This is a genomic window from Citrobacter sp. TBCS-15, from assembly GCF_005280815.1.
Lineage (GTDB): Bacteria > Pseudomonadota > Gammaproteobacteria > Enterobacterales > Enterobacteriaceae > Citrobacter > Citrobacter werkmanii.
This window is the reverse complement of sequence record NZ_SZWK01000101.1, coordinates 716,082-729,708: the sequence shown is the minus strand read 5'-3', so window position 1 is coordinate 729,708 and position 13,627 is coordinate 716,082. Positions and strand designations below refer to the sequence as shown.

Sequence of the window (13,627 nt, the reverse complement as noted above, 5' to 3'; positions counted from 1 at the left end):
CAGAATATCGAGTAGTTTATATTCAGGCCAGATATTTTTGCAGGAACAGTCATGTCCTTCGAAGACGCTCACTTAGCCGCATGCCCACTATTGGTGGGTAAGACCAGAGAGCGAAGTGCAGCGTTTAGTTGGGGGAACGTTTGATCATCTGCATTGGCAGCGTCCTCAGATTCCATCGAATGGTGAAATCCTGCCCACCTATCAGTCGTATTGCTAGCACAGTTTTAGAACGTCCTGTCAGAACGAGTAGCGGATATGCAAGCCAGGATAAAATGTAGTTAGTCAAACCATCAACAAGTAATCTGCCGACACGGGAAAATACGCCAGAAGAATTGCTACTTCATCGCGACTATAAATGTTCAGGAGGGTTCAATGTCTTCATCTTTTCAACATCGTTTCATTCTTACAGGTGGCCCAGGGTCAGGCAAAAGCACGATAATTGATACCCTTAAAAAAAGAGGTGTTTGGTGTTCTAAAGAAGCTGGACGAGGTGTTATACAAGACCAGGTTAACATCGGCGGTGATGCATTGCCATGGGCCAATCAAACTGCGTTCGCAGAGCTCATGCTATCCTGGGAAATGCGTTCATGGCACGAAGCAGAAGGGCAAACAAGACCCTGCTTCTTCGACCGTGGTGTTCCTGATGTTGTAGGTTATTTACGTCTTTCAGAGCTTACCATACCGAAGCATCTGGAAAACGCCATCGAGAGATTTCGCTATAACCGAACAGTATTTATTGCCCCCCCCTGGCGTGACATATATGTACAGGATACCGAGCGCAAGCAATCTTTCGATGTCGCCGTCGCGACATATCACGCAATGGTGCAAACATACCGTATGTATGATTATCAGTTGATTGAATTGCCATGCGTTTCGGTTGAGGAGCGTGTGGATTTTATCCTTTCCAGGATAGTACGCTGATAAAACAGCAACTACGCGTAATGGTGAATCACTCTGCCTGAATCGGCCATCGTGGCAAGAAAATACATTCTCTATGCGCGCTTGCAGACTGCAATTTATGTTTATATGAAAATCCGCAATGAGGGTTTAAATTTTATTTAAGAGGGAATAAATGCGTACTCGTCCATCCTCTCGATTGATAGTTCTTTCACCTGAAAATCACGTTCTGCTCTTTAGGTTCTGCCATAAAGATGATGCTCTGGATGGAAAAACTTACTGGGCAACGCCAGGGGGAGGACTTGAGCACAACGAGTCTTTTGAGCAGGCGGCGCTACGTGAATTATTTGAAGAAACGGGCCTGATAAGAAAAACGGCGGGACCACAAATAGCCTCCAGAACCTTTCCTATGATGTTGCCAAGTGGTGAGAACGTTCTCGCTGAAGAACATTTCTTTATTATTACTGCAGAAAAACCAGATATTGACCGATCAGGTTGGAGTAACAACGAAAAAGAAGTCATTCGCGAGCACTACTGGTGGAGCTTAGAAGAGCTCAAACAAACTAAAGAAATCATCTTCCCACTCGATTTGATAATTAACATACTTGAAGGCTTCCCCTGCACTTAACTCTCTGAAACGGCTTAGATGTCCACTTCTGGCACGAAGTGGACAAGTTACCTGAGCTGAAGGTCCGCTATGAGCGAGGAGCGGACATTGGATTTGAGAACTGTTATGTTCGTGTGCATATCTATGATGGCAAATTATCATCCAAATCCAGTTGGTTGTAAAACTCCTGCTCCAGTTTCGTTTCCAATATCGAACGAATCTCAAAGGCCAGGTTTTTATAAAAAACTGAGAACTCATCATTCTTGCACAGCAGAACAATTTTACGACGCTCTTTACGCTTTTTGATCCGGATAATCTTCAGCAAGTTAGAAAAAGCAGGAATAGTAGTAATGAACAACGGTGTCGTTAACGTCCACCCGTAACCACAGGATATTAGTTTCAATATTTCATCAGCATTGTCCATTTCAAACTGAATGGTAGGAGAAAAGTTTTGCCATTTCAGCCAGTTAAGTGTCTGGATTCCCGTTGGCGTATTTTGGGTATAAGCAATGTAGTTCCGCTGTTTACATAATTCTTCCAGCTCTGTTTCCGGCCAAGATTTGGGGCAAATACATAGAAACTCTTCCTCAATCAAAGGATACATTCTAACATTGGGTGGCATTTCAGTATACAGCATGGTTACAGCAAGATTAATACTCCCATTATTAAGTGCCTGGAGTAATCCGGATGCTGTACCAGTCACCTGAAAAATATGCTTCACCTGTGGTTGCAGGAATTTCAGGATATCCAGGCCAACGGTTTTACTAATTGAATCCACAAACCCAATTTTCAGATTTGAAATATGTCCGTCGCTTATTGCATTGATACGTTCTTGCAGGTGGACACCGTTATCAATAATTTTTTTTCCTAACGGGTAGAGTGCTTGTCCAGCTATCGTCATCTGGATTGGTCGCTGTGAACGGTTGACTAGAGCAGTATTTAATCCGAGCTCCAGGTTTGCAACCTGCTGCGAAATTGATGACTGAGTCACATTCAGTTTCCTCGCTGCGGCTGTAAATGAGCCAGTGTCTATCACGGTTAAAAATGCCTGCAATTGCTTAAAATCAAAGTTAATATCCTTCATTTTCACCCTTTATTATTAAATTTTTTAATAGTATATATTTAACTTTTAAATGGTATTTTTTCTTTGAGCTACTTCAAACTATCTGTTACATCGCTAAATTAATGTATAGGCAACCTTAATACACAAGAGAAACAGATATGCGTGAAGAAAAAGATCTATTAGGAACTTTAATGGTGCCAGATGAGGCCTACTATGGTATTCAAACACAACGTGCGGTGCTGAATTTCTCCGTGTCAGGAAAAACAGCAGGAGAAATACCACACTTTTTATGGTCTATCGCCGCTATCAAGCAAGCGGCAGCAGAGGCTAACAGACAAATTGGTGCGCTGGATGAACAGAAAGCGTCAGCCATCGTTACTGCGTTGAAAGAGGTAATGGCCGGCGATTTTGATGCCCATTTTCCTATTGATATTTTTCAGGGGGGAGGCGGCACTTCAACCAATATGAACATGAATGAAGTAGTCGCAAACCGGGCAAGTGAGCTAATCACAGGCAAACGCGGATATGATGAGATTCACCCAAATACCCATGTTAACATGGGGCAGTCAACGAATGACGTCATCCCTGCGGCGATGAAAATGACCAGCCGTATGAATATAAATCAATTGTTAATTCGATTAGAAGAACTTGAAGCGGTGTTGTCAGAAAAAAGTTTTCTGTTTTCTGACAAGGTGAAGTTGGGGAGAACCTGCTTACAAGATGCAGTACCGATGACGTTTGGCCAGCAGTTTGGCGCTTATCGCACGCAGGTCAGCAAACTTAGAGCAAAAATGGCTGAAGTAAGCGAAGAAGCATTGTTTTTACCATTGGGCGCGACAGCTATAGGCACAGGTCTGTCAACTCACGAAGGATATATCCCGGCAGTTTATCAGTGGCTGGAAATCATTACTGGGGATAAATACACGCCAGAATCGGATTTCTTTGACGGTCTTCAGCACGGTGATTTTTATATTGAATTTTCCGCACAGCTAAAAAAAATAGCTGCGTTTCTCTCCAAAATGGCTACCGATTTTCGTATACAAGGTTCAGGACCAAGAGCGGGGTTTAATGAAATTATTGTCCCTGCTGTCCAACCGGGCTCTTCAATTATGCCGGGAAAAATTAATCCTGTAATACCTGAATTGATAAATCAAATTGCGTATCAGGTGATTGGTAATGACGTAACTGTGACGATGGCTGTGGAGGGCGGTGAGCTTGATCTGAACGTGTGGGAACCTGTGTTGTTGAAAGCTCTCTTTGAATCCTGCTCATTATTAAGTAAAGGGATACCGTTATTTATTGATAAGTGCCTGAAGGATATTGCGATCAACGAAAAAGTGAGCGCCCGTTATGCAGAGGAAAGTACAGCGCTTGCGACTATCATCTCCACATTATTTGGCTATCAGGTAGGATCTAGAATTGCCAAAACCGCATTTCAGCAGCAGACCAGTGTAAAGCAGGTCGTTTTAGCAGAAAATCTGTTAACGCCAGAACAGGCAGATTACTTGCTTGATCCAATGAATATGACTGACCCACAAAAAAGTACAGCAGTGATTAAGCGGTATCAAAAAGAAATGAATATTTTGTAGTCATCCGATTTAATAAATAATTAGTTTTGACTTGAGGTAATGAATGTAAAAATTCATTACCTTTGCATCCACTTTGCGTGAAATAAAAATAAAAAAAGGATAATTATATGGTAATGTTTCATGTCGTTTTATTGCTGGGGACTATCATGCTTGCCGCCCGTTGGGGGGGGATTGGAGTAGGGTTTGCTGGTGGGGTTGGATTGGCAATTTCAGTTTTTATTTTTGATGTTCCGGTGGGGACTCCGCCTGTCGACGTCATGCTCATTATTCTGTCCACCATTGTAGCGCTCTCTGCAATGCAACAGGCTGGCGGAATGGATTATTTAGTAACTCTAACAGAGAAATTATTACGTAATAATCCAGGTTATCTTAATATTCTTGCGCCAACAGTGACCTTTATCCTGACGGTACTTTCTGGTACGGGATATACCGCTATGTCAGTCATGAATGTGATTCAGGAAGTTGCAAAAGATAACGGTATTAGGCCCAGCCAACCATTAAGTTCTGCTGTTGTTGCCTCACAGTTAGGAATTACAGCCTCACCAATCTCCGCAGCTACAGCAATTATGTATGGTACTGTTGAGGTAATGGGAGTCAGTTTTGGTGATGCTATGTTGATTGTTTTCCCCACGGCTTTTTTTGCTATGCTGGTTGCAGCTTTTATCGCCAGCAGACAAGGTGAAAATTTGGCTGATGATCCCATTTGTAAAAAGGTTATGCAAGAAAATAAAATTGTTATAAATAAACATATCAAAAATGAAGTTCCCGCAAGGGCTAAATCTTCGGTAGTGATTTTTTTGATGGGCGTTATATTTGTAGTTTGTATGTTGCTGTTTAAATCGGTTATTGGGCATGCAATTAATTCTCGTGATCTAATAATCATTACCATGTTTGTTGTTTCTACGTTAATTATTTTTATCTGTAAACTTGATATGAAAGAACTGAAGAATACACCTATATTTAAATCTGGTGCTGAATCACTGGTTGTGGTATTAGGTATTGTGTGGTTAAGCAGTACACTTATTGGCGCACATATCGATGAGATAAAAATACAAGCCAGTGATATGTTACGTATGTACCCGGGACTACTGGCGGTAGTTTTTTTCTGTACCAGCGCAATGTTATTCAGTCAGGGCGCAACATGTGCTTTATTGATGCCTATTGCCGCCTCTATTGGTATTAGCGTTGATGCCATTTTGGCCAGTTTCGTCGCTGTTAGTGCACTTTATCTCACTAACATTTACCCAACAACTGCATTTGCAATTGCAACTGCAACTGATGATACTGGCTCATTTTTAAGTAAACGGTGGAATGGTTCTAAGATAATTAATCATCCATTCTTTTTACCGGGCTGCATCTCTATATTAGTTGCAGTCCCAATCGGTTTTGCCCTGGCAAAAATCATTCTTTAATTGATATGATTACCAATCAGATATAAGAAATAGTAAGATGCAATCTAAAACATTTTATCATTTACAGATTAACAGTGATTCATAGCTTAATAGCTATCAAAAACAACGTCCGCTTCTGGCACACTGCAGTCACATTCCTGACGCGGAAGGTCTGCTGAGAGCGAAGAGCGGACGTTGAGGAACGTAATAAATCGTCTCAATCTTCTACTTTTCTGACCCGTAATATCCGGAGGAGCAAATATATCTTCGTTTTGTTTTCATTATCAGTAATAATTAAATTATTCATCCAACAACTAAAATAATAAGGCCGATTAAAAAAATAATATATCCTGAGCACATAGGAGCATCGCCATTACTTGTTTTAACCGCCTCTCTTATATTAGTCTTAACTAAAGCATGGTGACGTCTGGATTGAATAGTACCAACCACAAGAAGACATAAACCAACTACAACAAGAGTCCAAGCAATAAATTCCATAACCGTTCCTATGTAATGAAAATATCTTAACAAAGTGAAAACCACATTAAATCAACCAACATATCTACCACTTTATAATTCAATAAGCAAATCATTTAATTAGTATGAAAGCCAGCTTATTGAATGAATCGAATTTTAGTGAGTTTGACATCGTCTGGTGGCTTGAGAACGTCCCCAAATTTTTGATTTAATCTAAATTTATACTTTATTGTTGAACAATCATCTCATCAAAAGTGACTTATTCAACAAGCCCCCGTAAAGGGCAAGCAACCCTTGCTGTCCGAGGCGATACACGCTGCGTTTACACCACAGCGGCAAGCCTTAGGGAGTGAGTCGATGCACTGGATCATGGATGTCAGCCTAAAGGCAGAAGCCTGCCAAATTTACCGCGAAAACGCAGCGGAAAACTTGGCGGGTTTACGACACATGGCACTCAATATGATGCGCGAGGAAGATACTAAAATCAGCATACCGATTAAGCAGAAGCGCTGCATGATGAATCCGGCTCTTTTAAAGCGGGTTCTGATCGCAGGATCTACATCAGTGGATAAAAAACAAGCACTCATGCGGACGCCCTGTCGTTTACACTCGAATACCGTAACGCTCCTTACAGTATTAAACATCCCCGTTCTTTAGACGAACTTATTGAAGCTTCAGAAAAAACTTGCTACTGACTTTGATTATTGCAGGGTTGATCTTATGGTTGAAAAAAAAGGTTTTCTTCAGTGAGATCACACCAACTCCTGAAAGTGGTCAGCTGAAGTTCAGTTCTGCAGAGTGGGATTTACGACTTGGCTGCTTATGGGATATGCCTGTGGCGAAAGGCGATTATCTCGCGGGAATAACAAATGTCCGCTGTTGGCACTAAGCGGACGGCTAGCAGGATCACGGAGACCGTTACAAGCAACGAGCGAACATAGTTTGCATCTCTATTGTTGATAGTGACGCTGAGTGGATGCAGGGTGCCGCAGGAGGGATGCTTCGGGGCGTATTGGACGTCGCACCAGCTCCCCTCCGCAGTTCGGGCACTGGCCATTAAGTCGTTGGGTCACGCAATCTACACAAAATGTGCATTCGAATGAACAGATGTAGGCCCCTTTTGATTCAGGTGGCAGATCTTTATCACAGCATTCGCAATTAGGACGGAGTTCAAGCATGGTGCTCTCTTATTGTTAAAGGCACATCATTGGACATACCAAAAGCCCTCTATCGGTATCACTTTTGCGATAAACGACGTTATTGTTTATGCCCGTATGAAATAAGCATGGTCTACAGGCCGGAAAAATCAAGAGAGTGAATTATTTGATAGAAACGCTCACCTTCGGAAACGAACGACCAGCCTATAACGCCCCAATCAATCACATAAAAATCAAACAGATAAAACTTTTCATATCAACATTATCACTACGATTTTTACACCTTCCCTTTCGCGCAAAAAAACAATACCCGCCATAAAAATAACCGTATTAATTGCTCAAAGCTGCACAAAATGGATAAATAACGTTAGCAGCACTTACAGTTTTTTCCTAAAGTCAGCGCTTCGTTTGTATGTCATGCTTCATCACGCTAATAACTTATAACGCTAAGCGAGGATATTATGAAAAAGACAATTATCGCATTATCTGCAATTCTGCTGGCTTCTCCTGTTATTGCCGCAACAACACACGCAACCGATAATGATGTCGCTGCCGCGCACGAAAACGCGAATACTGCAAAAGAAAAACTGCATCAGGCGCAGAATCAGGGCGAAGAGCAAAAATTAAAAGCAAAACATACTGCTGAAGGTAAGCAAGATGACCTGAGCAGCAAGGTGAGTGAGGGCTCACAAAAAGCCTGGAATACAACCAAGGAAGGCGCTGAAAAAGGTTGGAATGCAACAAAAGAAGTTACCGAGAAAGGCTGGAATAAGACCAAAGAAGGTGCAACCTCCGTTGAGAAAAAAGTCAGCGAATAATCCACCTGCCATCTAATAATAAAAGCCGCAAAAGCGGCTTTTATTATTAGCATGACCCGCCCTGAATAGCGTTGACACGTTCCTGACTTAAATCCGCAGAACGTGATGATGACTGAGTTCAAACGCCCCTAACGTGATTATCCTGCCATGGTCGCCACCGTGTAATAACCTTGTGGTATCATCAGCACCTCACAGTTGTTGACCGTCATCCACTCTCCCTGCGACCCGCTAAAATACTGTCTGTTATTACCATAAGCTACAATTATATTAATTTTAGATAATCAGCCTCACGCCTGCTGACATTAATGAGTAAAGGTTTACTATAGGCCTGTCTTTTTTAGCAGGAAAGTAAAATGAAAAAACAAAAAGGGTTGCTGATTATTGCCCTTGCTTTCACTCTGGCATCATGTGCTTCAATTCCTGAAAATATCAAAGGTAATAATCAACCAGATATACAAAAGAACTTTATCTCCGTGCATAACCAACCGGGGTTATATACAGGCCAGCAGGCCCGATTTGGGGGTAAAGTCATCAATGTAATTAACACCAAAACGGATACGTTACTGGAAATCGCCGTTCTGCCGCTGAACAACGACGCTAAACCACAAATAGACGCCAGCTATCAGGGACGTATTCTTGCCCAACAGAAGGGTTTTCTCGACCCGGTAAATTACAGAAACCACTTCGTGACTATTTTAGGGACAATTCAAGGAGATGAACAAGGATTCATCAACAAAATCCCGTACAACTTTGTTAAAGTTGATTTACAAGGCATTCAGGTTTGGCATTTAACTGAGTCCGTAAACACGACCTATAATATGTGGGATTACGGTTATGGCGCGTTCTGGCCCGGACCGATGTGGGGAATGCCCTACTCCGCAAGTACCGTAACCGAGGTTACGCCAGAGCTAGTGAAATAATCCCTGTAGTACGATGATGCGAATAGACTCCGGAGTCGAGTGTTTGCCAACACGCATTTTAATCACTCCGCGTTTCGCTTATTGCGTCATCGTGCTCCATGTGATCCTTCGCTAAATATTCATTATTTCTGCTGCATATAATTTAACCGCTAACTTTTAGCGCAAAAATGGGCGTTACTTTTCTCATGCCTGACCATCTTCTGTTATTTACCGATAACTCCCCCACCCTGCATGCCATAAAAAACATTTGTGCTTACGAATTCTTCAGGGATTACTATGAACAGAAAATGCTTACTGTTGATACCATTATTTTTTAGCAGCGTCATTATTACCGCCTGCGATAATAAACCTGCAGTAAAAACCGCCATGGAGCCCGAGGTCGGCGTTGTTACCTTAGCGCCTTCCTCAGTGAATATTAAAAGCGAGCTTCCTGGCCGCGCGGTTTCATTTGAGATCGCCGAAATCCGCCCTCAGGTTGGGGGGATCATCATCAAACGTAATTTTATTGAAGGTGACAAAGTCAGCAAAGGAGAGTCACTGTATCAAATTGATCCCGCCCCGTTGCAGGCCAGGCTGGATGCAGCCAGAGGCGCACTGGCAAAGGCACAGGCGACGGCCAATAATGTGCGACTGACATTAAATCGGCAGTCAGCATTAATAAAGTCCAATTACGTCAGCCGCCAGGACTACGACACGACGCGCTCGCAGCTTAATGAAGCAGAAGCCAATGTCGCCGTCGCCAAAGCGGATCTTGAGCAGGCCACCATCAACCTGCGTTACGCCAATGTCACCTCGCCGATTGAGGGCATCAGCGGTAAATCCTCCGTAACCGTGGGTGCTCTGGTCACCGCGAATCAGGGAAACGCGCTGGTTACCGTGCAAAGACTGGATCCAATTTATGTTGATTTAACGCAGTCAGTACAAGACTTCTTACGCCTGAAAGAAGAAAAAGCCAGTGGGAAAATTGCCCAGCAAAAGGGCAAAATTCCGGTTGAGCTGATGCTGGAAAATGGCAAGCCCTATCGCTATACCGGCACGCTTGAGTTTTCCGATCCTGCCGTCGATGAGACTACCGGCTCCGTGACCTTGCGCGCCGTGTTCCCCAATCCTGAGGGTGAAATTTTACCCGGTATGTACGTCACAGCATTGCTGGATGAGGGCAGCCAACAGAATGTTTTAATGGTTCCACAGCAAGGGATTACGCATAACGCGCAGGGAAAGGCCACAGCGTTAATCCTCGATCAAGAAAACGTGGTGCAACTACGCGAAATAAATGCGGTGAAGGCTGTAGGCAATCAATGGTTGGTGACTACGGGATTACATCCTGGCGATCGGGTCATTGTATCCGGATTACAAAGAATCCGTCCGGGAATTAAAGCCAAAATCCTCGCAGCAAAACCAAACACACCTGACACGGTAACTGAACAGTAATATTTCAGGTATTAAGGACACCTTCTTCATGGCTAACTTTTTTATTGAGCGCCCGGTTTTCGCCTGGGTGCTCGCTATTATCATGATGTTTACCGGCGGTATCGCGATAATGAACTTACCCATCGCGCAATATCCGCAAATTGCTCCCCCCACAATTACCATTAGCGCAGCCTACCCCGGTGCAGACGCCAAGACCGTTGAAGACTCGGTGACTCAGGTGATTGAACAGAATATGAACGGGCTTGATGGCCTGATGTATATGTCATCCACCAGCGATGCGGCCGGTAATGCGTCGATTATCCTGACCTTTAAAACGGGGACTTCACCTGATATAGCGCAGGTTCAGGTACAGAATAAACTGCAGCTGGCGATGCCTTCCTTGCCACAGGAAGTCCAGCAGCAAGGGATCAGCGTTGATAAATCCAGCAGCAATATCTTAATGGTCGCCGGTTTTATCTCTGATAATAACAGTCTGAGCCAATATGATATTGCTGACTATGTGGCGTCAAATATTAAAGATCCACTAAGCCGCACCCCCGGGGTCGGGAGCGTACAGTTATTCGGTTCGCAATACGCCATGCGTATCTGGCTGGATCCGCAAAAGCTCGACAAATATAACCTTACGCCGCAGGACGTTATTACCCAACTCAAAGTACAGAATAACCAGATATCGGGCGGACAGCTGGGAGGAATGCCGCAATCAGCCGACCAGCAGTTAAATGCGTCGATCATTGTTCAGACACGCCTGCAAACTACCGATGAATTCGGCAAGATCTTCCTTAAGGTTCAGCAGGATGGCTCCCAGGTTCTGCTGCGCGACGTCGCACGCATTGAGCTGGGTGCGGAAAATTATGCCACGGTGGCACGTTACAACGGAAAACCCGCCGCCGGGATTGCGATTAAACTTGCCGCAGGCGCCAATGCCCTGGAAACCTCCCAGGCCGTTAAACAAGAGTTGAACAGATTATCAGCCTGGTTTCCGGCCAGCATGAAAACCGTTTATCCCTATGACACTACCCCCTTTATCGAGATCTCAATTCAGGGTGTGTTTCATACATTGATCGAGGCAATCATCCTGGTATTCCTCGTCATGTACCTGTTTTTGCAAAGTTTCCGCGCGACGCTTATCCCCACTATCGCGGTTCCGGTTGTTATTCTCGGAACCTTTGCAATACTCGACGTCGCCGGTTTTTCGATCAATACGCTCACGATGTTTGGCATGGTGCTGGCAATAGGATTGTTAGTTGATGATGCCATCGTGGTGGTTGAGAACGTAGAACGTATTATTGCCGAAGAGCACTTGTCACCAAAAGCGGCGACGCATAAAGCGATGGGTCAGCTCCAGAGAGCACTGGTCGGTATTGCCGTCGTCTTATCCGCCGTGTTTATGCCAATGGCATTTATGAGCGGGGCAACGGGTGAGATTTTCCGTCAGTTTTCCATCACCTTAATTTCCTCCATGCTGCTGTCGGTGTTCGTGGCGATGAGCCTGACGCCCGCACTCTGCGCCATGCTGTTAAAATCCCACGAGGGAGAAAAAGAAAACACCCATTTTCTGTTTACCCGTTTCAATCACTTCATGGAGAAATGCACCCATCACTACACGGACAGCACCCGTAGGCTGTTACGTTGCACCGGCCGTTATATGGTGGTCTATTTAGTGATTGGTGCTGGCATGATGGTACTGTTTCTCCGTACTCCTACCTCCTTTTTGCCTGAAGAAGATCAGGGCGTATTCATGACCACGGCGCAATTACCTTCCGGTTCAACGATGGTAAATACCAGCAAAGTGCTTGGGGAAATAACGGATTACTATCTGACAAAAGAACAGAAAAATGTCGCGTCTGTTTTTACCGTTGGCGGATTTGGCTTCAGCGGACAGGGGCAAAATAACGGTCTGGCGTTTATCAGCCTGAAACCGTGGTCAGAACGTGTTGGCGAAGAAAACTCGGTTACCGCCATCATTCGCCGGGCAATGATGGCTTTAAGCACCATTAATAATGCCGTCGTTTATCCGTTCAATTTACCCGCAGTCGCGGAATTGGGCACCGCTTCAGGTTTTGATATGGAGTTGCTGGATAACGGCAACCTTGGGCATGAAAAAATGATGCAGGCCCGCAACCAGCTCCTGGCTTTGGCCAGCCAGTCACCCGATGAAGTTAACGGAGTGCGCCCAAATGGGCTGGAAGATACGCCGATGTTTCGTATCCACGTCAACGCGACAAAAGCAGAGGCGATGGGTGTGGCATTGTCGGATATCAATCAGACCATCTCTACGGCGTTTGGTAGCCGCTACGTCAATGATTTCCTTAACCAGGGACGCGTTAAAAAAGTGTATGTGCAGGCCGATACGCCGTTCCGTATGCTGCCGGACAATATCAATCACTGGTACGTACGTAACGCCTCTGGCGCGATGACGCCGCTTTCGGCCTGCTCATCAACCGAATGGACCTACGGCTCTCCCCGTCTTGAACGCTACAACGGACAGCCTGCAATGGAAATTCTCGGCCAACCGGTCGCAGGGAAAAGCAGCGGCGATGCGATGAAATTTATGGCATCACTGATTAATAAACTGCCCGCGGGCGTCGGTTATGCCTGGACGGGGCTGTCGTATCAGGAGGCGCTGTCTACCCACCAGGCGCCAATGCTGTACGGCATTTCTCTGATCGTCGTATTTCTGGCGCTGGCAGCACTCTATGAAAGCTGGTCAATACCGTTTTCTGTGATGCTGGTTGTACCAATCGGTGTGGTCGGGGCTTTGCTGGCGACCGATCTGCGTGGCCTGAGCAATGATGTTTACTTCCAGGTTGGCCTGCTCACCACCATGGGACTCTCAGCTAAAAACGCTATTCTGATCGTCGAGTTTGCCGTCGAGATTATGCAAAAAGAAGGAAAAACGCCGCTTGAAGCTGCGGTGGAAGCTGCGCAAATGCGTTTACGTCCTATTTTGATGACGTCATTGGCCTTCATTCTGGGGGTTATCCCACTGGCAATAAGTGACGGCGCAGGCTCTGGCGCGCAAAACGCCGTCGGTACGGGCGTTATCGGTGGGATGCTGGCCGCGACCGTGCTGGCGATCTACTTTGTTCCGGTCTTCTTTGTTCTTGTCGAAAACATGCTGGCGCGATTTAAAACCCGGCATTAATTCCCTGCCCTTGTAGATGCTTATCCCTGGGATCGGGTAATAAGATCCCAGGAATGGCGCTTCACTTATCAGACCTACGGTTGTTAGCAGACACAGCTATCCAGCGAGTTTCCTCGTGGATAGCAGGGTGAG

11 protein-coding genes and 1 pseudogene are annotated in these 13,627 nt (G+C 44.9%); 9 read left to right on the top strand and 3 right to left on the bottom strand.

Annotation, left to right across the window (positions count from 1 at the left end):
• The first annotated feature begins 372 nt into the window (after positions 1–372).
• Both FDW96_RS06525 and FDW96_RS06520 read left to right on the top strand, forming a co-directional pair.
• Positions 373–921, top strand: coding sequence for an AAA family ATPase (locus tag FDW96_RS06525; RefSeq protein WP_137365383.1), 549 nt, complete (start codon positions 373–375; stop codon positions 919–921).
• A gap of 151 nt (positions 922–1,072) precedes the next feature.
• Positions 1,073–1,525, top strand: a complete 453-nt coding sequence (locus FDW96_RS06520; RefSeq protein ID WP_079226128.1) for an NUDIX hydrolase — start codon at positions 1,073–1,075, stop codon at positions 1,523–1,525.
• A gap of 121 nt (positions 1,526–1,646) precedes the next feature.
• On the opposite strand, the gene FDW96_RS06515 is transcribed toward FDW96_RS06520, so the two are convergent.
• Positions 1,647–2,588 (bottom strand): LysR family transcriptional regulator, encoded by a 942-nt coding sequence (locus tag FDW96_RS06515; protein ID WP_137365382.1) that lies wholly within the window; start codon positions 2,586–2,588, stop codon positions 1,647–1,649.
• A 137-nt stretch (positions 2,589–2,725) separates the two neighbouring features.
• Here FDW96_RS06515 and FDW96_RS06510 point away from each other — a divergent pair, with 137 nt between their 5' ends.
• Both FDW96_RS06510 and FDW96_RS06505 read left to right on the top strand, forming a co-directional pair.
• Positions 2,726–4,156, top strand: a complete 1,431-nt coding sequence (locus FDW96_RS06510) for an aspartate ammonia-lyase (protein ID WP_137365381.1) — start codon at positions 2,726–2,728, stop codon at positions 4,154–4,156.
• A gap of 107 nt (positions 4,157–4,263) precedes the next feature.
• Positions 4,264–5,568: an anaerobic C4-dicarboxylate transporter family protein gene (locus FDW96_RS06505; protein ID WP_137365380.1), complete on the top strand. Its 1,305-nt coding sequence runs from the start codon at positions 4,264–4,266 to the stop codon at positions 5,566–5,568.
• Between the two features lie 282 nt (positions 5,569–5,850).
• Here the strand turns inward: FDW96_RS06505 and FDW96_RS06500 are convergent, their stop codons facing one another.
• The gene (locus FDW96_RS06500; RefSeq protein WP_137365379.1) at positions 5,851–6,045 is read right to left on the bottom strand and encodes a hypothetical protein; all 195 of its coding nucleotides are present in this window, start codon (positions 6,043–6,045) and stop codon (positions 5,851–5,853) included.
• Positions 6,046–6,357: 312 nt separating this feature from the next.
• On the opposite strand from FDW96_RS06500, the pseudogene FDW96_RS06495 reads away from it, so the two are divergent.
• A pseudogene (locus FDW96_RS06495) lies at positions 6,358–6,579 on the top strand (transposase); the annotation flags it as partial.
• Positions 6,580–6,974: 395 nt separating this feature from the next.
• Here FDW96_RS06495 and FDW96_RS06490 read toward each other — a convergent pair.
• Positions 6,975–7,202 (bottom strand): DUF1272 domain-containing protein, encoded by a 228-nt coding sequence (locus tag FDW96_RS06490; RefSeq protein WP_072014810.1) that lies wholly within the window; start codon positions 7,200–7,202, stop codon positions 6,975–6,977.
• A gap of 440 nt (positions 7,203–7,642) precedes the next feature.
• Between FDW96_RS06490 and FDW96_RS06485 the strand changes: the two genes are divergently transcribed.
• The 4 genes from FDW96_RS06485 to FDW96_RS06470 all read left to right on the top strand — a co-directional run bounded on the left by FDW96_RS06485 (position 7,643) and on the right by FDW96_RS06470 (position 13,495).
• The gene (locus FDW96_RS06485) at positions 7,643–7,999 is read left to right on the top strand and encodes a hypothetical protein (protein ID WP_137365377.1); all 357 of its coding nucleotides are present in this window, start codon (positions 7,643–7,645) and stop codon (positions 7,997–7,999) included.
• 353 nt (positions 8,000–8,352) lie between these two features.
• Positions 8,353–8,919, top strand: coding sequence for a Slp family lipoprotein (locus tag FDW96_RS06480; protein WP_137365376.1), 567 nt, complete (start codon positions 8,353–8,355; stop codon positions 8,917–8,919).
• A 276-nt stretch (positions 8,920–9,195) separates the two neighbouring features.
• Positions 9,196–10,350 carry an efflux RND transporter periplasmic adaptor subunit gene (locus FDW96_RS06475; protein WP_079226124.1) on the top strand — a complete coding sequence of 385 codons (1,155 nt, stop codon included), beginning with the start codon at positions 9,196–9,198 and terminating at the stop codon, positions 10,348–10,350.
• Positions 10,351–10,378: 28 nt separating this feature from the next.
• Positions 10,379–13,495, top strand: a complete 3,117-nt coding sequence (locus tag FDW96_RS06470; RefSeq protein ID WP_137365375.1) for an efflux RND transporter permease subunit — start codon at positions 10,379–10,381, stop codon at positions 13,493–13,495.
• Positions 13,496–13,627: the final 132 nt, after the last annotated feature.

Excerpts from the sequence above, each read along its gene's own strand:
- FDW96_RS06525 (WP_137365383.1), top strand. The coding sequence starts at position 373 with ATGTCTTCATCTTTTCAACATCGTTTCATTCTTACAGGTGGCCCAGGG.
- FDW96_RS06520 (WP_079226128.1), top strand. The coding sequence starts at position 1,073 with ATGCGTACTCGTCCATCCTCTCGATTGATAGTTCTTTCACCTGAAAAT.
- FDW96_RS06515 (WP_137365382.1), bottom strand. The coding sequence starts at position 2,588 with ATGAAGGATATTAACTTTGATTTTAAGCAATTGCAGGCATTTTTAACC.
- FDW96_RS06510 (WP_137365381.1), top strand. The coding sequence starts at position 2,726 with ATGCGTGAAGAAAAAGATCTATTAGGAACTTTAATGGTGCCAGATGAG.
- FDW96_RS06505 (WP_137365380.1), top strand. The coding sequence starts at position 4,264 with ATGGTAATGTTTCATGTCGTTTTATTGCTGGGGACTATCATGCTTGCC.
- FDW96_RS06500 (WP_137365379.1), bottom strand. The coding sequence starts at position 6,045 with ATGGAATTTATTGCTTGGACTCTTGTTGTAGTTGGTTTATGTCTTCTT.
- FDW96_RS06490 (WP_072014810.1), bottom strand. The coding sequence starts at position 7,202 with ATGCTTGAACTCCGTCCTAATTGCGAATGCTGTGATAAAGATCTGCCA.
- FDW96_RS06485 (WP_137365377.1), top strand. The coding sequence starts at position 7,643 with ATGAAAAAGACAATTATCGCATTATCTGCAATTCTGCTGGCTTCTCCT.
- FDW96_RS06480 (WP_137365376.1), top strand. The coding sequence starts at position 8,353 with ATGAAAAAACAAAAAGGGTTGCTGATTATTGCCCTTGCTTTCACTCTG.
- FDW96_RS06475 (WP_079226124.1), top strand. The coding sequence starts at position 9,196 with ATGAACAGAAAATGCTTACTGTTGATACCATTATTTTTTAGCAGCGTC.
- FDW96_RS06470 (WP_137365375.1), top strand. The coding sequence starts at position 10,379 with ATGGCTAACTTTTTTATTGAGCGCCCGGTTTTCGCCTGGGTGCTCGCT.